This is a genomic window from Bradyrhizobium sp. STM 3843, from assembly GCF_000239815.1.
GTDB lineage: Bacteria > Pseudomonadota > Alphaproteobacteria > Rhizobiales > Xanthobacteraceae > Bradyrhizobium.
In genome coordinates this window covers 43436-61113 of record NZ_CAFK01000257.1, presented here as the reverse complement: position 1 = coordinate 61113, position 17678 = coordinate 43436, and the positions used below count along the sequence as shown (strand labels likewise).

Below are 17678 nucleotides of genomic sequence, written 5' to 3'. Positions count from 1 at the left end.
CGCGACCACGAACAGCGCGAAGGCGGCCGCCACGGCCAGGGCCCAAAGGAACGTGCTGGAGCGGATCAACCGGATCTGGTGCATCACCCGCCCCTATTGCCGCGAGCGCAGAACGAAGCCGGAGCCTCGGACGTTGTGGATCAGCGGTGTCTCTCCGGGACCGTCCACCTTGTGCCGAAGCCGACCCATATGCACGTCGATCAGGTTCGTTGTCGCGGGAACGAATTTGTAGTTCCAGACCTCCTCGAGCAGCATCGCGCGCGTCAACAGCTGATCGTTCCGGCGCATCATGTATTCGAGCAGACGGAGTTCGCGCGGCAGCAGATCGAGCCTGCGCTCGCCGCGTCGCGCAGTCCGCTCGATCAGGTCGAGCTCGAGCGGCCCAGCATGCAAGATGGTTTCACGGCTATCGATCGGTCGGCGCAGCAACGCCTCGATGCGCGCGACCAGTTCGACGAGCGCGAATGGCTTTGTGAGATAGTCGTCTCCGCCCATGCGCAACCCGCGCACCCGGTCATCCACGGCGCCGAGCGCACTCAACACCAGCACGGGCGTCCTGACGTGATCCTTACGTAACGCCTCGATGACAGTCAGCCCATCCATCCCCGGCAGCATGCGATCGACGATCATCGCATCGGGGCTCGAGGCACGCGCCCGGCCGAGACCGTCGACACCGTCGCCGGCCCACTGCACCTCGAAGCCGCGATCAGCGAGCTCGGCGACGATCGCCTCGGCGGTCTCGGTGTCGTCCTCGATCAGGAGAATCCGGTTCATGACTATCGTCCTACGTTCCCCGCTGCGCCTTGGCGCGCGGTGCGGATGCGCAGGCTCGGCGGCGCGCGGTGTCATGCTCGACGCCCGCCCGTTTCGAACGTGCGGCGTTGATGCCGCCTACTACCGGCCACCCGCTGCATTACGAGGTAGTGCCGCGGCGGCCGGGGCGCCATTAAATTGCAGTTCATGATGTCGGTTGCGCGCCTCGCGAGCAGCGCCAGCATAAGGGCGATCTGTCCTGCCAACGTCGCGATCATCTTCCAGGCTCCGCTGCGAACTGCGCTGGATCATATGACGTCGACGGGCGTGCTGTCGTTTCAGGGGCCACGGACATTATGCATTCGCACGATCGTGGTCGCAGCGCATCGGGTCACGGGCCGTTGAAATGCGGTGAGCAAATCGTGCGTTTGAATCGCAACCGATCGTTCACACCTCGATGACCAACCGGCCTGGTTCGGCCTGATGTCATGGAGAGAGCGAATGACCACGTCCAGACTGCGTCGATGGGATTGATCGTAGCCACCATGTTTGACGGTCCTGTCATGGCGCGCGAGCACCTTCCTCGCAAATTCGCCAGCTCGAGCCTGATGCCCTTGAGCTAGCGGCGGACCGGATTATCGCGGCATGTGATGGGGATGTACGGGCCGCCGTCTGCGCGCTGATCGTCGCCAAAGGTCGGCTCGGAGCGGAGCTGAGCGTAACTACTACGTCGCCCGATCCTTCGTGATGAGCGATGATGGTCCTGCGGCTCGTGACGGCGTTGAGTCCTCAAGCGCCGGCGCAGCTATCATCCGCGCTGAACGCCTCGCGAGAACAGAATGCAATATTGGCGCGGTCGCCTTCAGCCGAACCGGCGATCCTGCCTTGGTTTCTATCACCCCATTGCGGCCGGAAGCCAACAGGGTCTCTTCCCTCTCGTCTAGATGCTGCGATAGCGTTCGATAGAGGGAAGATCGGGCACTATTCCGAGCCCGGGGTCTTCGCCCAGTGTAACGGTACCCTCCGTCACGTTGATGATCGAGCCGCAAAACAAATCGCGCAACGGGTTGTCGTTGGCATCGACTTCCAGCCAGCCATCACCTCCGATACCGGCGAGAAGATGCGCGGACGCGAGCAGGCCGAGACCTCCGCCAAGATAGTGCGGGCAAAACGTCTTGCCCGCCTCCAGGATGTCGCGAGCTAGCCCGGCGCAGAGGCTGAGGCCGCCCCATTTCGCAATATCAGGCTGAACCACCCCAAGCACGCTTTCGGACAGAACCTCCTTGAAGGCTTCGATGCTTGAAATGTTTTCGCCAGCAGCAATCGGCATCTTCGCTATGGCGCGCAGACTGCGCCATTCCTCGCGCTGCCGATCGGCGCGGATCGGCTCCTCCAACCAGCGCAGATCGAATTCGGCAAGCCGCGGCAGCATCTGAAGCGCCTGCGCCATTGACCAGCCCTGATTGGCATCGGCGGCGAGCATGCCGGCGCCGACAAGTCCGCGCAGCGCGGCCAGATTGGCGAGGTCGGTATCTGCGCCGAAGCCGACCTTGAGCTTCAACGCGCGATGGCCCCGCTTGAGCGCGGCTTCGGCCGTCTGCGTCGCGCCGCCCGGATTGATGCCGCTGGCATAGACCTTGATCCTGCGCGACTGCCCACCGAGAAGCCGCCACAACGGCAGGCGCTGCCGACGCGCCGAGAGATCCCACAGTGCCAGATCGATGCCCGAAATCGCCTGTGCGAACGGACCGGGCTCGCCACATTGAAGCGCGAGCACTTCGGTACCTTTGGAAAGAGCCTCAAACGCCTGAGCGGGCGCGTCGAACCTGCGCCCGACGAGACCGGGCGCAAGTACCTCATTGACGAGCCGAGCGCGATGCTCCGCGCCCGATGCCGGAAAGTTGGACCAGGCTTCGCCCCACCCCTCGACACCGTCCTCGTCGACCGCGCGGACGAAGACGGCCGGACGGTTGAGCATTTTGCCGAACGACGTCACCACCGGCGTCGCCAAGGGATAGCGATAGCAGAATGCCTCGATCGAGCGGATGGTGAAGCTGTCAGTCATGTTGCAGATCCTGCGAGACCGCGCGGAGCCGCCATAATCTCAGTAGGCGCGCGCGAAGTCACCTTCCTGTTTGATATCGGTGAACACCGGATAGCGCGCCTTCCAGGGCGTGCCCTTGGCCGTAGTCAACTCGCTGAGCCGTTCGAGCACATTGAGGCCATCCTTGCGCAGGCTCGCCGACACCGCCGCGCGGTCCGGGAAATTCTTCAGGACGGCATCGAGCCAGATGGTGCGGCCCGCCAGGAAGCCGCTCGCACCCGCGGCATAGGAGTAGTCGAGCACGCGTTCGAACTTTTCGGGCACAGCGCCACCCGACAGCAACACCCAGGGAATGCTCCGCTCGCGGCAGATGTCGCCGATCGCATCGAACTCCTTCTGCGCAGCCTTTTCTTCCGCGCTGCCATCACGGGCCGGCAGGCCGTTGGCCGCAAGCGGGCTCTCCAGCTTGAGAAGATCGACGCCGTATTCGGGCTTGGCAAACTCGCGCACGCTGTCGATGACGAGACCCGAAAGCTTGCCCGGCGATTCCACGTAGTCGGCGGTGTGATTGGCGCTGCCGAGGAACGGATAGACCAGAAGTTCGAGCACATAGGGAATGTCGTGGCGGGCGCAGTCCTCGCCGATCTCGCGCACGAACGTCTTCTGGTGCTCGTTCACCGCGGCATCGGCGTCCGGCCGGTACCAGGCCAGGACCTTGACGGCGTCGCCACCCATGGCGCGGATCTTTTCCACGCTCCAATTGGTGATCGCGCGCGACTTGCGGCCGCCCGCGGTTTCCTCGACGCGATGCTCCTCCAGCGTCATGATCAGTCCGCAGCGCGGCGGCAGCAGGTCGATCGCGGCAGGCACAGCGAAGTTCGGGTCGAACAGCATCGAGCTGCAATGCGGGGCAAGGTTCTCGACGAGGAGGCGCTTGGCCGCCGTGACGTCGGAATATTCGACCTGCTCCCGCGTGATGCCTTTTGCCTTGGCGATGGCATCGAACAGTGGGGGCCGCTGATCTAGTGCGACCATGCGAAAGTGGCCATCCGCGTCAGCAAGCCGTGCCAGGCCGCGGTTCTTTCCAATCGTTCTCATGGCTTCGTCCTCATAAATACAAGACACTCGTTGATGGTGGGGATTCCGTTGCGGCCGCCGGGGTGGCGGCATTTCATGGCAGCCGTGGCCGCCGAAAACGCCATGGCGGCGCGCACGTTGAGACCAGCGCCGATCGCCAGGGCATAGGCCCCGTGGAAGACGTCGCCTGCGCCCGTGGTATCGACGACGTCGACGGCATAGGCGGCCTGCCTGTGCAGGTGGCCACTCTCGTACCAGCTCACGCCATCCTCGCCGCGCGTCACGGCGACGACGCGGCAGCCGAAACGCGCCAGCGCTGCGAGGGACTCGTCCTTCGCAGATCCGGCAAAGGCCGTGAGCGCAGGCTCGGAGAAGATGGCGTGGTCGGTCAGCGGCAGCAGCCGCTCGAACACGTCGGGATCCGCCACGTCGCCGTCGAGCACGGTCGGAATGCCGCGCGAGCGCGCTTCCCGGAACAGCGTCGCGGCGCCCTCGACCCAGCGCGGGTCGACCAGCACGGACGAAGCGTGCGCGACGGCGTCGAGTGGAAGCCAGTCCGCGGCTTCCGGGAAAAGCCCGCGGAAATTGACGATCTGCCGTTCGCCGGAACTGTCGACGATGACGCCTGAAACGGAGGAGCGCCCTTCCGGAAACAGCCGAAAGTTTTCGACGTCGACACCTTCAGCGGCGAAGGCCGATTTCATCTCCTGACCCGCGGCGTCATTCCCTGCCCGCCCCCAGAACGCGACGGACGCGCCGAGCTTTGCCACCGCAACGCCCGCATTGGCGGCCATGCCGCCGCCGAGCGTGCCGTACTCGACGGCCTTGATCTTCTCGCTTCCGCCCGCGAACGGCCGGTCGACGCGCCAGACCAGGTCAAGCGCCGACAGCCCGAGACAGATCACGTGCACAGGCTTGGCTTTGGACGCGACGTCCGCCAGCGCCGAGAGATTGCCGATGTTGACCGACGCGCTCACCGCAAAACCTGTCCGTTGGCGGCATCGAACAAATGCGTCTTGCCCGGCTGCGGACGGAGGCTGAGCCGATCGCCGATCTTCGGCCGCAGCGACGGGTCGACCCGCGCGATGGCGGAGACGTTGGCGAGATCGAAGTGGAGCAGCGTATCCGAGCCCAGCGGCTCGACCAGCTTGACGTTGATGGCGATGCCATCGGCGTCGGTCACGACGGCGAAATGCTCAGGGCGAATGCCGAGCACGGCATTGCCGGGCTGACGCAGGCGGCCTGCGGTCTCGCCGTCCAGCGGCACCGCTGTCGCACCCTGCGAAAGGATCGCACGCTCGTCGCGCCACTCGACCGGGAAGAAGTTCATGGCGGGCGAACCAATGAAGCCGGCGACGAACTGGTTGGCCGGCCGCTCGTAAACCGTCTCCGGCGTGTCGTATTGCAGGATGGTGCCGCTCTGGAGCACCACGATCCGGTCGGCCATGGTCATGGCCTCGATCTGGTCGTGGGTCACGAAGACCATGGTGGTCTTCAGCTCCTGTGACAGCGCCTTGATCTCGGCGCGCACCTGCCCGCGCAGCTTTGCGTCGAGGTTGGACAGCGGCTCGTCGAATAGGAACGCCTTGGGATTGCGCACGATGGCGCGGCCCATGGCGACGCGCTGCCGCTGGCCACCGGACAGCTCCTTCGGCTTGCGGTCCAGATAAGGCTCGATGTGCAGCAGGGCTGCGGCGCGCTTCACCCGAGCGTCAATCTCCGCCTTCGGCGTGCCCCGCAGTTCCAGCGCAAACGACATGTTGTCGTAGACGCGCATGTGCGGATAGAGCGCGTAATCCTGGAATACCATCGCAATGTCGCGCTGCGCGGCCCGGACGCCATTGACCCGCTTATCGCCGATATAGAGGTCTCCGGACGAAATCGGCTCGAGGCCGGCAATGATCCGCAGCAAGGTCGACTTGCCGCAGCCGGACGGGCCGACGAAGACGACGAACTCGTGGTCAGCGATCTCCAGATTGAGATCGGGGATCACGGTGAAATTACCGTAGCGTTTGACCAGGTTGCGGATCGAGATCGAGGCCATGATCGCTCAGCCCAACGCCAGCACAGGCTTGATCAGTTCGCCCTTGGCGAAGCGGGCGAAATTTTCGGGCAGAGTCTGTAAGCCGAACTCGCCGTCGACGAGGACGCGGTACTCGTCCTTGTACTTGCGCAGCAGCTCGACGTTTGGCTCGAAATCCGAGACCGGGAAGTAGAAGGTCCGGATCATGTAGAAATCCTTGCGGCGGAAGACCTTGCCTTCCTCGATGGTCCAGGGCGCGGCGTTCTCGCCGACCAGCACCAGCGCGCCGCGTGGCAGTACGAGCTCGATGCCGAGATTGCGCGCCGCATGCGCCCCCGAGCATTCCATGATCAGCTCAAAGCGCCTGGAGGTGTCGCCGACGGGGTGGGCCTTTGCGCCGAAGGATTGCGCGATCTTCAATCGCGCTGCATTGGGATCGGCGACGTAGACATCGTCATAGCCGAGCGCGCGGAGCGCCAGCACGACGCCAAGGCCGACGGGCCCCGCGCCCATCACAAGAACTGGCCCGGCTTCGTTCGCTGGCACCACGCGACTGACGAAGCGCACGGCGTGACCTGATGTGCCGATCGTGTCGAGCAAAAGTGGCGCGAGGCTGTCCTCGATATCATCGGGCACCGGCAGCAGGCAGTTTTCCGGCACCGGCACATATTCGGCATAGCCGCCCGGCCTGTTCCAGCCGATCAGGCTGGAGACTTCCAGGCACATCTGGGTGTCGCCGCGCTTGCAGGCTGCACAGCGATCGCAGTGCAAGGGAATGTAGACGGCGCAGCGCCGGCCATGCAGGCGGTGACCGGGCCGCTCGACCACGCCAAAGATCTCGTGGCCGGCGGTGAACTCGGCTCCCTTGTGCCAGAGCTTGAAGTCCGAGCCACACAGCGCGGTACGCGACACGCGGACCAGCACCTCGCCAGTGCCGACGTCCGGCATCGCCACACGTTCGATGGTGATGCGGTCGTTGCCGTGAAAGACCGCGGCCTGCATGACCGAATTTGGACGGGCGGACACGTTCATCAGATACCTAGCCTTTCACTGCACCGAGCGTCAGTCCGGACACCAGCCAGCGCTGAACCAGAGCGGCCAGCACCAGCGGCGGCAATGCGATCAGCGTCGCAGCTGCCATGAGAGCGCCCCATTGCGTCGAGCCTTCGCCGATGAAGTTGAAGGCTGCCGCGATCAACGTCTTGGTGTCGCCATTGGAGAGCACCAGCGCAAACAGGAAGTAGTTCCACGAAAACACGAAGGCGAGGATCGCCGAGACCGCAATGCCTGATGCCACCAGCGGCATCGCAATGCGCCAGAGGATACGCGTGACGCTGCATCCGTCGACCTGCGCCGCCTCGAAAACACTGCGCGGAATGGCATCGAAGGACGGCAACAGAACCCAGATCACGATCGGCAGCGTAATGACTGCGTGGCTGAGGATCAGCGCAGTGTAGGAGCCGATCATGCCGATTTGCCGGAACATCACATACCACGGCAGCAGGAACAGCGTCCCGGGTGCCATGCGCGCGGCCAGCGTCAGGATCGCCGGCCACGAGATGCGGGTCCAGGAGACGGCGAAAGCGGCGGGAATTCCGAACAGTAACCCGAGCGCGGTCGAACCGACGGTGACGACAAGGCTGTTAAGCGCGTAGCTGAGGAACGGCGTGGTCCTGGTCAGCTCGACATAGTTTTCGAGCGTCGGCGAAAAGATCAGCGTCGGCGGATAGGCCGTGACCTCGAAGGATGGCTTGAACGAGGACAGCACCATCCAGACCGTCGGCGCCATGATCAGCACGCCGGCGAGCACGAGCTGCAATGTGTTGAGCCAGCGGATCCAGCGGTCGGTGTTGGCGGCATCGTTCATGACGTCACCACGCCACGGCGCTGCGCAGGCGGTTGAAGGCAAGCACGGCGCCGAACACGATCGCCGTCAGCGTCAGCATCAGGGCGCTGGCATAGCCGATGTTGAAGAACTCGAAGCCGACCCGGAAGCCGTAGATGTTGAGCGTGTTCGACGCATTGCCCGGGCCGCCCTGGGTGGTGATATAGATGATGTCGAAGAAGCGCAGGAGATCGACGCTGCGCAGGATCGCCGCAGTCACGATGGTCGGCAGCAGAAGCGGCAGCGTGATACGCTGGAACGTCTTGAACGGCGATGCGCCGTCGATCTGTGCAGCCTCGTAGACGCTCGGCGGCAGCGACTGCAATCCGCCCAGCACGATCAGCGCGACGTAAGGCGTCCACTGCCAGCTGTCGATCAGCGCGACGGTCGGAATGACCAGGGACGGCGAGGCCAGCCAGTCCGACGGTGGCAGGCCGAACGATTGCAGGATATAGTTCGCAGCGCCAAGCGACGGATCGAGGATCACCAGCCACATCATGCCGGCCACCACCGGCGGCATCATGAAGGGCGAGATGAACAGCGAGCGCACGATGCCCGGCAGTCGCCTGGCGTGGAACAGCACCAACGCGAGCCAGATGCCGAAGACGAGCTGGAGCGTCAGCGACAGCACGAACAGCGCGATCGTGATCCACAGCCCGTGCCAGAACTCGATGTCCGAGACCAGCTTCGAATAATTGGCGAGGCCCGCAAAGGACTGCTTGCCGGTCGAGGAAAAGGTCTGGAAGCCGAGCCAGATCGTGTAGACGACCGGAAACGCGATCATCGCGACCGTGAAGATCACGGCCGGCGCCGAAAGCGCCGCCATTTCCAGCTTCTGCCGGTCCTGCGTGAGTGTCGCAGCCGTGTCAGACATGCATTCGTGTCCTCGATCGAATGAGCTTCCGGCCGGTGCGAAGCCAGCCGTCATCGGGCGGCTAGTTCAGCGCGATAAGCGCGTCGAGCGCCTTGTCGGCATCCGCGCAGGCCTGGTCGATCGGTTTCTGCTTCAGGATCAAATCCTGCACCGCCTGGCCGATGAACTCGCGCGATTGCGGATTGGCGACGATGGGATAGCCGACTTCGGATGAGCCCTTGGTGGCGAGCACGTCGAGCGCGGCCTGCCATTCCTTGCGGACCGGCTCTTCGTCGATCCACTTGCGGTATTCGGGGTCATTGGCGACCGAGGGACGCGGCGGGGCAATGCCCTGGAGCGCCATTTTCTTCTGCACCTCCGGGCTTGTCGCCCATTGCACGAAATACCAGGCCGCATCCGGCTGCTTGCTGTGGGAGGACACCGCCATGCCCCAGCCGATCGTGGTCGGCACCTGGCCGGCATCGCCCGCGGGGAACGGCAACAGACCAGTGTCCTTCAAGCGCGCGCCGCCTTCCATCACCGTGCGCAATTCGTTCGAGGATTCGAACGCCATCGCAGCTCGGCCGCTGCGATAGAGCGCGGAAATCTGCTGAAAACTGTAGTTGACGACGCCGGGCGGGCCGAAGTCACGCAGTAGTCGGCTATAAGTGTCGAGCGCTTCCTTGCCTTTGGTCGAGCAAAGGTTCGATTTGCCATTCGCGATATAGCTGCCGCCGATGTTGTGCAGCATGTTGCTGAAGGTGTAGGCGACCGCGGGCTTGAGGCCGCGCGAGACGAACGGCGTCAGCGTGCTGTCGCAGGTCTTGATCTTCTCGGCGGCCGCCTCGACCTCCTTGATGGTCTTCGGTGCCTCGAGACCACATTTCTTGAAGATGTCGGTGCGGTAATAGAAGATTGGACCTTCGATGTTCATTGGCATGCTGGTCAGCTTGCCGCCGAAGGTGGCCGCCTTCAGCAAGGCCTGGCTTAGTCCGTTCGGGTCATAATCCTTGGCCACCTCGTTTTTGGCCATCGCGGTGAGATCGCTGTACCAGCCAGCGGCGGCAAACTGCTCGCCCTCGCGCGAGGGCAGCGTCATGAACACGTCGACCTCGTCGCTGTTCGCATTCATGACCGTGACCAGACGCTGGCGCATCTGCTGTTCCTGATAACCGTCGACCTTCAGGGTCATGCCGGTCAGCTTCTCGAAATCGGCCTTGTAGGTCAGCAGCGCCTGCGAGACCGGATTGTTGTTGGCAAGAAAGGTGACGGTCTTGCCCTTGAACTTCATCCAGTCGAAATCGGCTGCGCGCGACGGCGCAGTCATCGCGGCAATCGCGAAAACGGGCAACGCGACGTGCGTCGCGAGCATCCTGGCCTTCATCGAACTCTCCTCCCGGCTGGCCGCCTTAAGCTGACGGACCATTTTGAACAGGTTTAAAACCCTTTGAAAACGGTTACAAAATAGACCTCACAATGGTGGTGTCAAGCAATGGACAATGCACATAATCTGCGCCAGATTTGCGATATTCTCGCTACTTTGCGGTTCGCACTGCACCATGTAACGTTACATCCATGAGACTGACCAACGCCAAATCTGCGAAACAGGGCATCCGCGCCGTGGCGGCCCGGGCCGGCGTTTCGACCGCGTCGGTCTCGCGCGCCCTCAACAATCCCGATGCGGTGAGCCCCTCCTTACGTGCGCGCATCGACCAGGCCATCGACGCGCTCGGCTACATCCCGCACGCACCGGCGCGCATCCTGTCTTCAAGGCGTTCGCGCACCCTCGGCGCGATCGTGCCGACGATCGACAACACGATGTTCGCGCGCGGCATCGCCTCGCTGCAGCAGTATCTGTCCTCGGTCGGATACATGCTGTTCCTCACCACGAGCGGTTATGATCTCGACGTCGAATTGCAGCAGGCGCGCAATCTGGTCAGCCGCGGTGTCGACGGCCTCGTGTTGCGCGGCGATTGCCACCATGACGGACTGCGAAAGCTGCTCGCGGACAATTCGGTGCCGTTCATCAATGTCGGCATCTACCAGCCTGACCGGCCCTACCCTTGCGTCGGCACCGACAACGAAGCCGCCGCCCATCGCGCGGCCGCGCACGTCATCGAGCTCGGCCATCGCCGCATCGGGATCGTCTCTGCGCTCCAGCGCAACAACGACCGCGCCAGCGCGCGCGTCGCGGGATTTCGCCGCGCCTTGGCGGAAAGCGGTATCGAGCTTCCCCCGCAATGGCATGTCGAGGTGCCCTATACGCTGGACGACGCGCGTGAGGCGGCGCGCTATCTCCTCAACCTCAAGGACCGCCCGACGGCCGTGGTGTGCGGCAACGACGTCATCGCCTATGGCGTGCTGCTCGAGGCGGAGCGCGACGGCTTCTCCGTGCCCCGCGACCTTTCCGTCGTCGGCTTCGACGATCTCGACTGGAGCCGGCATTTGCGGCCGAGCCTGACCACGATCCACGTGCCGACCGGAGAAACCTGGCAGCGCGCCGGCGAATATCTGGTGCGCAGCCTGGCCGGCGAGCAGACCATCATGCATCGCGAGATCGACTTCTCGCTGGTGGTTCGCGAGTCGACGGCCCCGCCTCCGAAATCCCTGAAGTGAGATCCTCCCCATGAGTTCGAATTTTTCTCTCGCGCCCGGCTTTCATGCCGTAGTGATAGGCGGCGCCGGCGACATCGGCGCTGCGATCAGCAACCAGTTTTGCGATCTCGGCGCGACGGTCACTGCAACCGGCGCCAACGAAGCCGATCTTACCCGCACGCTGCTCCAGCCGCGCGCGGGCCTCACGCTGGTGACGCTCGATGTCACCGACGATGCGGCCGTGACGTCCTTCGCCGGGACTCACAAGCGCGTCGATGCGCTGGTCAACTGTGCCGGCATTCTCGCGCGCGACAAGGAATTCGAGATCGAGACATTCGTGAAGGTGATCGACGTCAATCTCACCGGGACATTCCGCACCTGCATGGCGTTCCACGCACTGCTCGCGGAGGCCAAAGGTTCGATCGTCAACATCGCCTCGATGAATGCGACCTTGGCGCTGCCGCGCATTCCGGCCTATTGCGCCAGCAAGGGCGGCGTCGTGATGCTGACCAAGGCGCTAGCCTTGAAATGGGCCGAGGAAGGCATCCGCGTCAACGCGGTTGCGCCCGGCTATATCGAGACCGCGATCAACGCCGCCGGCCGCACCGACTTGGCGCATTATCAGCGCATCGCCGACCGCACCGCCTTCAAGCGCTGGGGACAGCCGGAGGATATTGCCGGCGCGGTCGCCTTCCTTTGCATGCCGGCCTCGCAATATGCGACCGGCACCGTCGTTGCCGTGGATGGCGGGTTTCTCGCCGGATGAGCCATGGATTCAGAACGCGATATTCTCGACGAGGATGATGATCCGACAATCGGCCTGAAATCGGCTAAGGCGCGAGCAAGCCGGGAGAGCGGCGGCTGGATCCCATGGACCGATCAGGACTTGGCGGCCTATCGGGATCGCTGGCCCCTCGGCACCGAGGCGCGCCTTATGATCGATATTCTCGCGCACACGATGTTGCGTGTCGGCGGCGCCTCCCGGTTCGGACCGCCGCACCTGATGAAGATAATCAAGCAGATGGCTTTCCAGATCGCCGCTGAGAAGAGACAGGGCCGCACCGTCGCGTCGGTGCCGATCCATCCTGACTTCGCCGTGAGTCTGCGGGCAGCACGCGCTGCCGGGGTCATTGGCGAGCAGGTGTTCGTCGGCGGACCGGAACGGAGCAGTAATACCGATCAGTAATTTCCGGAAAAAAAGTTGAGGGATTTCAATGGTAAACGTGAGGAAATGGTGCGCTCGGAGGGCGGGGAAGTGTTTGGACTTTCAATGCCTCGGAGAGCAAGGCAAGTCCGCGAATTGCATTTCCCCCCTAGGGTGCTTTTCAGCAGCTAGCACGTTATTGCCCGGGCTGCGGCGAGGACGACAACCCATCGAGCAGGGCCTTCGCATCGACCAAGTCCGCCGCATCCCGCCCTGCGTCAAAGAACCGATAGATGTTCAGCAGGCGATCATATGCCTCCGCGTGCCGACCCTGATCGGACAAGACACGAGCGAGGCTCGTTGTCGCGCGCAGTTCGAACGATCGCGATCCCTGCTCGCGGGCGACGGCGATCGCCTGTTCGTAATGGGCGACCGCCTCGGCGCTCGATCCACCGCGGATAAGGAGATCGGCGAATAAGCGATGAATTTCCGGTTGAGCCCATCGCTCGCCAGTTTCGCTCGCAGTCCGAAGCGCCTCCTCGAACGTGCGATGAGCCAGGTCCGGCTTGTCTGCGGCATAGGCCTCGGCGAGGAACGCCAGGCAAATCGGGCGAAATATCCGTGAGCCCGTTTGCGCCCAAAGCTGCAGCCCCTCTTGCAGCAGCCCGACCGCATCTCCCGCTCGGCCTGCGCGCATGGCGCACCAGCCGCACAAAAAGTCGGCGAGTGCCTGCCAATACCGAAGCTGGCGATCATTGGCGAGTTCGGTCAGTTTACTTCCGATCTCTGCCGCCTTGTCCACATTGCGCAGCAGCACGTAGGTGATCCCGGCATGCCATAGCGCATAGAGACGTGACTGATCGTCGCGCTCCAGCGCCTGACCTCGTTCCAACTCACTTTCCGCAGCCTTCTCCGCGTCCGCGGGCTGGCCGGAGAGCCAAAGCGCCCATGATCGATACGAGTACATCGTCACGCCCACATCGTGGCCGAAGCGCGCGCGTAGGCTTCGCCCGACCGGCGAGGCGGCGTCGTGCATGTCGGGATCGTAGCGCACGAGCGCCTGATACAGTGCGTCGCTCGCGCCCGCGATGTATCCGTTGATCAGACGGGAAGTTCCGACCAGTCGGTACCCGACCATGATCGGGCCCGTTTCGCCTTCGCGTTCGGCGAAGGCCAGGAATTCATTGGCCTGCTCCAGCATCGCGGCGGGTTGGCCACTGAGGTAATGATACGCCCAGAGCCCATAGAGCGCCGCGAGATGCATTCCTGCATCGCCCAAGCGTTTCGAGAACTCGCTCGCCTTGATGTAGGCCTCACCCACTTGTCGGTCGGCGTAGCCCTTCTGTTCTTGCAGCGTTCGGGCGAGCGCAGTCTGCAGCTTCAACTCCCCACGCCGTCGGATGTCATTGTCGGGCAATGCGGAAATCAGCTGCAGAGCCTGAGTGATGTGCTCGTACGCCTCCTTCAACGCCGAGTCCGACAGCGCGCGGTCCCCGGCGGCGGACAAATAGGCAACCGCCTTTGCCACATCGCCCGCCTCGCGGTAATGATGGGCAATCAGCTCGGGTCGATTCTCGGAGATATCGGTGAAGTGACTTTCGAGGGTCTCGGCGATTCTGGCATGGAGCGCATATCTTGGCTCGCGCAGCAGCGTGCTGTAAGCCGCGTCCCGTACCAGCACATGTTTGAAATAGTAGGTTGGGTACGGCACGCCACCGCGCCGGAGTAGCAAACCAGCCGAAATGAGACGCTCAAGCGCCGCTTGCAGTTCCGCCTCCGGCTTGTGCGCGACCGCCGCCAGCAGGGGATGGGAGAACTCGCGTCCAATCGCCGCCCCGATCTGCGCCAACTCCTTGGCGGGGCCGAGCCGGTCGAGCCGTGCCATCAAGGATGCGTACAGGCTTGCGGGGACCGCCAATGCCGGCGAAGGAACCAGGGCGGCGGTCCGCCGTGCTTCGCTTTCGCTCTCCGCTTCCAATACCGCCTTCGTCATCTCTTCCACGAACAGGGGGATGCCGTCCGTGCGCTCGATGATTTCCTGCCGTATGTCCACCGGCAGCGCCTTGTTTCCGACGATGTGGTCGATAATGGCGCCGACCTCGGGGCGCGCCAGCCGATTGAGACTGAGGGAGGTCACGTGCGGCTTACCTACCCAGCCGGGCTTGAATTCCGGCCGGAAGGTTACGATCAACAACACGTTTAGTGCTTCAATCCGGTCTACCACCCGACCCAGCAATTCCAGGCTGGTGGGGTCGGCCCAATGCGCATCCTCGAAAACCATCAGCACCGGACAGGAGCGGGCCAAAGCCTCCACTTGCCGGGTGAGTGCTTGCAGCGTTCCTTGCCGGCGCTGCTGCGGAGTGAGCTCGACCACGGGAAAGCGTGGGTCGTGTGGGAGCGATAGCATTACGGCAAAGAGTGCGGCGTCTTGCGTCGATGTCGAGGTCTGTTTGAGTAATCCATCGAGTTTATCGAGTTTCGTGCTCGGGGTGTCCTCGCGCGCCAGTCCGGCGGCACGTTCGATCTGGTCCATGATCGGGTAAAGCGGGCTGTCAGCGTGTTGTGGGGAGCAGGAAAAGCGCAGGCGTATGTGGGGCTCGCCAGCAAGAAGTCCCGCAAACGCGCTCATGAGTCGTGATTTCCCGATACCGGCTTCGCCAGAGAGTAGTACGACTTGGCCTTCGCCGTCCGTTGCCTTGAAGAAGCACCGCCGTAGCAATTCAATTTCTTGTTCGCGTCCGACGAGGGCGGTCAAGCCAGTCGCGTGCAGGGCCTCGAAGCGGCTTGTCACGGAACTCGCCCGCAACACCGCCCACGCCCGCACCGGCCCGGCGATACCTTTGAGGCTCCTTATCCCGAGGTCATCGAGCTGAAAGAAACTGCCGAGAAGCCTTCGCGTGCTTTCGGCGATGACGACCGTGTCCGGTTCGGCGATGCTTTGCAGGCGCGCCGCAAGATTCGGCGTCTCGCCTACCATGCCCCGCTCCTCCGCCTCACCCGATGGGATCAGGTGCCCGACAACAACCACTCCGGTCGCAATGCCGACCCGGACTTGCTGACGCGCAGGCGTCCTGAGGCCCGCAACGACCGTAACCAGATCAAGCCCAGCCCGCACAGCACGCTCGGCGTCGTCCTCATGGGCGTACGGATAACCGAAGTACACGAGGACACCATCCCCCACACATCGGGCGACGAACCCGCCGAAGTGGTGCACGGCGTCGGCGACGCATTTCTGGTAAGCCGAAATGACCTCTCGCAAATCCTCGGGATCCATGCCGGCGGCGAGCGCGGTCGAACCGACCAGATCAGCGAACATCACCGTGACTTGCCGGCGCTCGGCTTCGTCCCGCTGGCCCGGTTCTGACCCAGGCGCATGTTTTGGTGTGATGGGGGCGGCTCCGGCAAGTTCGGCAATCGCTCGGAGCAATTTCCGGCGATCTCCAAGAGGTATGATGCCAAGATCCTGCTTGAGATCCTTGTCCGTGAGGTCCTGAAGGATCGAAAAGTCAATACGGTGTTCTGCAAAGCGGTCCGCATACTCGGACTGTCCGAGCGAAGCTAGCCACTCTCTGATCGACGGCATTGCGTTACGCCTCCCGTCGCGCGAGGTCGTGGATGCAAGCGCCCGTACATTCAAGTTCGGGATTTGCAGGCAGATTCCCGAATCCTGAGCGGTCGACTTGGCGCGCCGCAGCCGCCATCTCTTGATTAACAATCATGTTCGCCGTCCTGCTGCCGCAGACAATAGCCAGCATCTTCAGGAGCGTGGATTGGCAATTGGCCTATCAGCGTTTTCGGGCTTTCTTGACCCAAATCAATAGGGCGCAAACCGGCCCGGAAAAAATCAGGGTGATTTTTAGGACGCGCTAAAGAGAAAATCTTGTGATTGCGAGCCAATGATTTTGGCTTTTGGCGTCGTAGCCCTGATTGGACCGGTTGGGAGACATGCACCCCGTCACACCCAGAAGTTTCGGCAGGATACCGAGCGCCACTGGAGGGATCGCTCGCCTAGCATTGGCCCAGCTGCGCAAGTTAGGCAAAGACCCCAGGCCCGTGATGTCGGGCGCCGGACTGACCGTCCAGGAGGCCGATGACCCGGGTACTCGGCTTGAGGTGCGCACCGAGATCAAAGTTCTGGAAATAGCCGCCCGTGAGCTTCAGGACGAATTCTTCGGATTTCACCTGGCACATGACTTCGACCTGCGCGAGCTCGGTCTGGTTTACTATGTGATGGCGTCCTCTGCGGATCTTGCGGATGCTCTCCGCAACTGCGAGCGCTACAGCAAAATCAACAATGAAGGTGTGCGCCTGCGTTTCAGCTTGGGTCGAACGGCGACCATCGGTCTCGATTACATAAGTGTTGACCGATCGTCGGACCGGCATCACTTTGAGTTCTGGCTGGTTACGCTGGTGCGAATCTGCCGACAGATGACAGACAACACGCTGACCCCACACAAATTGAGAGTCAGGCATTTTCGCGATGAGCCGCCGGTGGAATTCAAAATCTTTTTTGGGGCTGATGTTGAATTTGGCGCTGATGCTGACGAGATCACCTTTCCGCTATCCGCGGCATCGCTTCCGATTGTGGGACGCGACAATTATCTAAACAAGTTGCTGCGACGATACGCGGACGAAGCCCTTGCTTCCCGGCCAAAAGAGCGCGCGAGCATTCGTTCAAACGTGGAGCGAATAATAGTGCAGCTCCTTCCTCACGGCAGAGCCAATGCGTCGGAAGTCGCGCGCCAGCTTGGTATGAGTTCTCGAACGCTATCGCGGAAACTTCGTGACGAGGACGTTACCTACGCGGATATGCTAGAAAAACTGAGGGCCGCTCTCGCCAAACGATATTTGAGCGACCACGAGTTGCCGGTTTCCGAAATAGCGTGGCTGCTGGGCTATCGGGAAACTAGTTCTTTGACAAATGCATTCAGGCGGTGGACTGGAACGACCCCAAGGCAATTCCGATCATCCGAGTGCCGTCGTCGCAAAGCGAACAGACCGCCGGCGCGTTTCAAAAAGGATGGTCGGCAAGGAACGGAATGGTAATCGGCGACGCTGCACTCGGGCTGATCACTGCATTACCTTGATTCGGAAATGGCCTCACCGGGCGCCCGAACGGAGCAGTTGGATTCCGCGGCCAACAACTCGGAATTTAGTGAGATTTCAAAGCTTCAAAGTTGGTTTGGCGCGCTCGGAGGTGCCGGCATGACGCCGGCAGGCCTCAATGTCTGGCGGTAGAGCCTTTGCTAATCAAACCTGGAACCACCGCAAGAATTCCGACCCGCCGATGTCTACGCTGGGCTA

Annotated in this window: 14 protein-coding genes; 4 read left to right on the top strand and 10 right to left on the bottom strand. The window is 62.7% G+C overall.

Annotation, left to right across the window (positions count from 1 at the left end; all coding sequences use genetic code 11):
* Nucleotides 1–93: 93 nt before the first annotated feature.
* The 9 genes from BRAS3843_RS26615 to BRAS3843_RS26570 all read right to left on the bottom strand — a co-directional run bounded on the left by BRAS3843_RS26615 (nucleotide 94) and on the right by BRAS3843_RS26570 (nucleotide 10019).
* On the bottom strand, nucleotides 94–774 hold the full coding sequence (locus BRAS3843_RS26615) for a response regulator transcription factor (RefSeq protein ID WP_008972211.1): 681 nt from the start codon (nucleotides 772–774) through the stop codon (nucleotides 94–96).
* A gap of 919 nt (nucleotides 775–1693) precedes the next feature.
* Nucleotides 1694–2818, bottom strand: coding sequence for a mandelate racemase/muconate lactonizing enzyme family protein (locus tag BRAS3843_RS26605; protein WP_008972208.1), 1125 nt, complete (start codon nucleotides 2816–2818; stop codon nucleotides 1694–1696).
* Nucleotides 2819–2857: 39 nt separating this feature from the next.
* Entirely contained in the window at nucleotides 2858–3895 is a 1038-nt protein-coding gene (locus BRAS3843_RS26600; protein WP_008972207.1) for a tagatose 1,6-diphosphate aldolase, read from the bottom strand.
* Complete coding sequence (locus BRAS3843_RS26595) at nucleotides 3892–4851, bottom strand: sugar kinase (RefSeq protein WP_008972206.1); 960 nt, start codon at nucleotides 4849–4851, stop codon at nucleotides 3892–3894. The genes BRAS3843_RS26600 and BRAS3843_RS26595 overlap by 4 nt, the downstream gene beginning before the upstream one ends.
* Nucleotides 4848–5918 carry a sn-glycerol-3-phosphate ABC transporter ATP-binding protein UgpC gene (gene ugpC, locus BRAS3843_RS26590; RefSeq protein ID WP_008972205.1) on the bottom strand — a complete coding sequence of 357 codons (1071 nt, stop codon included), beginning with the start codon at nucleotides 5916–5918 and terminating at the stop codon, nucleotides 4848–4850. Before ugpC ends, BRAS3843_RS26595 begins: the two co-directional genes overlap by 4 nt.
* A gap of 6 nt (nucleotides 5919–5924) precedes the next feature.
* Nucleotides 5925–6929, bottom strand: a complete 1005-nt coding sequence (locus BRAS3843_RS26585) for a zinc-binding dehydrogenase (protein ID WP_008972204.1) — start codon at nucleotides 6927–6929, stop codon at nucleotides 5925–5927.
* Nucleotides 6930–6936: 7 nt separating this feature from the next.
* Nucleotides 6937–7764: a carbohydrate ABC transporter permease gene (locus BRAS3843_RS26580; protein ID WP_008972203.1), complete on the bottom strand. Its 828-nt coding sequence runs from the start codon at nucleotides 7762–7764 to the stop codon at nucleotides 6937–6939.
* Between the two features lie 4 nt (nucleotides 7765–7768).
* A complete protein-coding gene (locus BRAS3843_RS26575) occupies nucleotides 7769–8656 on the bottom strand; it encodes a sugar ABC transporter permease (RefSeq protein WP_035982845.1) in 888 nt (295 codons plus the stop codon).
* 61 nt (nucleotides 8657–8717) lie between these two features.
* Nucleotides 8718–10019, bottom strand: coding sequence for a sugar ABC transporter substrate-binding protein (locus BRAS3843_RS26570; RefSeq protein WP_008972201.1), 1302 nt, complete (start codon nucleotides 10017–10019; stop codon nucleotides 8718–8720).
* A 191-nt stretch (nucleotides 10020–10210) separates the two neighbouring features.
* On the opposite strand from BRAS3843_RS26570, the gene BRAS3843_RS26565 reads away from it, so the two are divergent.
* Genes BRAS3843_RS26565 through BRAS3843_RS26555 form a run of 3 tightly spaced genes read left to right on the top strand, consistent with a single transcriptional unit; the run spans nucleotide 10211 to nucleotide 12416 of the window.
* Nucleotides 10211–11251 carry a LacI family DNA-binding transcriptional regulator gene (locus BRAS3843_RS26565; protein WP_008972200.1) on the top strand — a complete coding sequence of 347 codons (1041 nt, stop codon included), beginning with the start codon at nucleotides 10211–10213 and terminating at the stop codon, nucleotides 11249–11251.
* A 10-nt stretch (nucleotides 11252–11261) separates the two neighbouring features.
* Nucleotides 11262–11996: an SDR family oxidoreductase gene (locus BRAS3843_RS26560; protein WP_008972199.1), complete on the top strand. Its 735-nt coding sequence runs from the start codon at nucleotides 11262–11264 to the stop codon at nucleotides 11994–11996.
* Between the two features lie 3 nt (nucleotides 11997–11999).
* A complete protein-coding gene (locus BRAS3843_RS26555; protein ID WP_008972198.1) occupies nucleotides 12000–12416 on the top strand; it encodes a hypothetical protein in 417 nt (138 codons plus the stop codon).
* Nucleotides 12417–12570: 154 nt separating this feature from the next.
* Here BRAS3843_RS26555 and BRAS3843_RS26550 read toward each other — a convergent pair whose 3' ends face one another.
* Entirely contained in the window at nucleotides 12571–16089 is a 3519-nt protein-coding gene (locus BRAS3843_RS26550) for an AAA family ATPase (RefSeq protein ID WP_139024980.1), read from the bottom strand.
* 230 nt (nucleotides 16090–16319) lie between these two features.
* Here BRAS3843_RS26550 and BRAS3843_RS26545 point away from each other — a divergent pair, with 230 nt between their 5' ends.
* Nucleotides 16320–17420, top strand: a complete 1101-nt coding sequence (locus BRAS3843_RS26545; protein WP_139024979.1) for an AraC family transcriptional regulator ligand-binding domain-containing protein — start codon at nucleotides 16320–16322, stop codon at nucleotides 17418–17420.
* Nucleotides 17421–17678: the final 258 nt, after the last annotated feature.

What these genes read in the sequence shown, in the direction of transcription:
- BRAS3843_RS26615 (WP_008972211.1), bottom strand. Translation starts at nt 774, where the DNA reads ATGAACCGGATTCTCCTGATCGAGGACGACACCGAGACCGCCGAGGCG.
- BRAS3843_RS26605 (WP_008972208.1), bottom strand. Translation starts at nt 2,818, where the DNA reads ATGACTGACAGCTTCACCATCCGCTCGATCGAGGCATTCTGCTATCGC.
- BRAS3843_RS26600 (WP_008972207.1), bottom strand. Translation starts at nt 3,895, where the DNA reads ATGAGAACGATTGGAAAGAACCGCGGCCTGGCACGGCTTGCTGACGCG.
- ugpC (WP_008972205.1), bottom strand. Translation starts at nt 5,918, where the DNA reads ATGGCCTCGATCTCGATCCGCAACCTGGTCAAACGCTACGGTAATTTC.
- BRAS3843_RS26585 (WP_008972204.1), bottom strand. Translation starts at nt 6,929, where the DNA reads ATGAACGTGTCCGCCCGTCCAAATTCGGTCATGCAGGCCGCGGTCTTT.
- BRAS3843_RS26580 (WP_008972203.1), bottom strand. Translation starts at nt 7,764, where the DNA reads ATGAACGATGCCGCCAACACCGACCGCTGGATCCGCTGGCTCAACACA.
- BRAS3843_RS26575 (WP_035982845.1), bottom strand. Translation starts at nt 8,656, where the DNA reads ATGTCTGACACGGCTGCGACACTCACGCAGGACCGGCAGAAGCTGGAA.
- BRAS3843_RS26570 (WP_008972201.1), bottom strand. Translation starts at nt 10,019, where the DNA reads ATGAAGGCCAGGATGCTCGCGACGCACGTCGCGTTGCCCGTTTTCGCG.
- BRAS3843_RS26565 (WP_008972200.1), top strand. Translation starts at nt 10,211, where the DNA reads ATGAGACTGACCAACGCCAAATCTGCGAAACAGGGCATCCGCGCCGTG.
- BRAS3843_RS26560 (WP_008972199.1), top strand. Translation starts at nt 11,262, where the DNA reads ATGAGTTCGAATTTTTCTCTCGCGCCCGGCTTTCATGCCGTAGTGATA.
- BRAS3843_RS26555 (WP_008972198.1), top strand. Translation starts at nt 12,000, where the DNA reads ATGGATTCAGAACGCGATATTCTCGACGAGGATGATGATCCGACAATC.
- BRAS3843_RS26545 (WP_139024979.1), top strand. Translation starts at nt 16,320, where the DNA reads ATGCACCCCGTCACACCCAGAAGTTTCGGCAGGATACCGAGCGCCACT.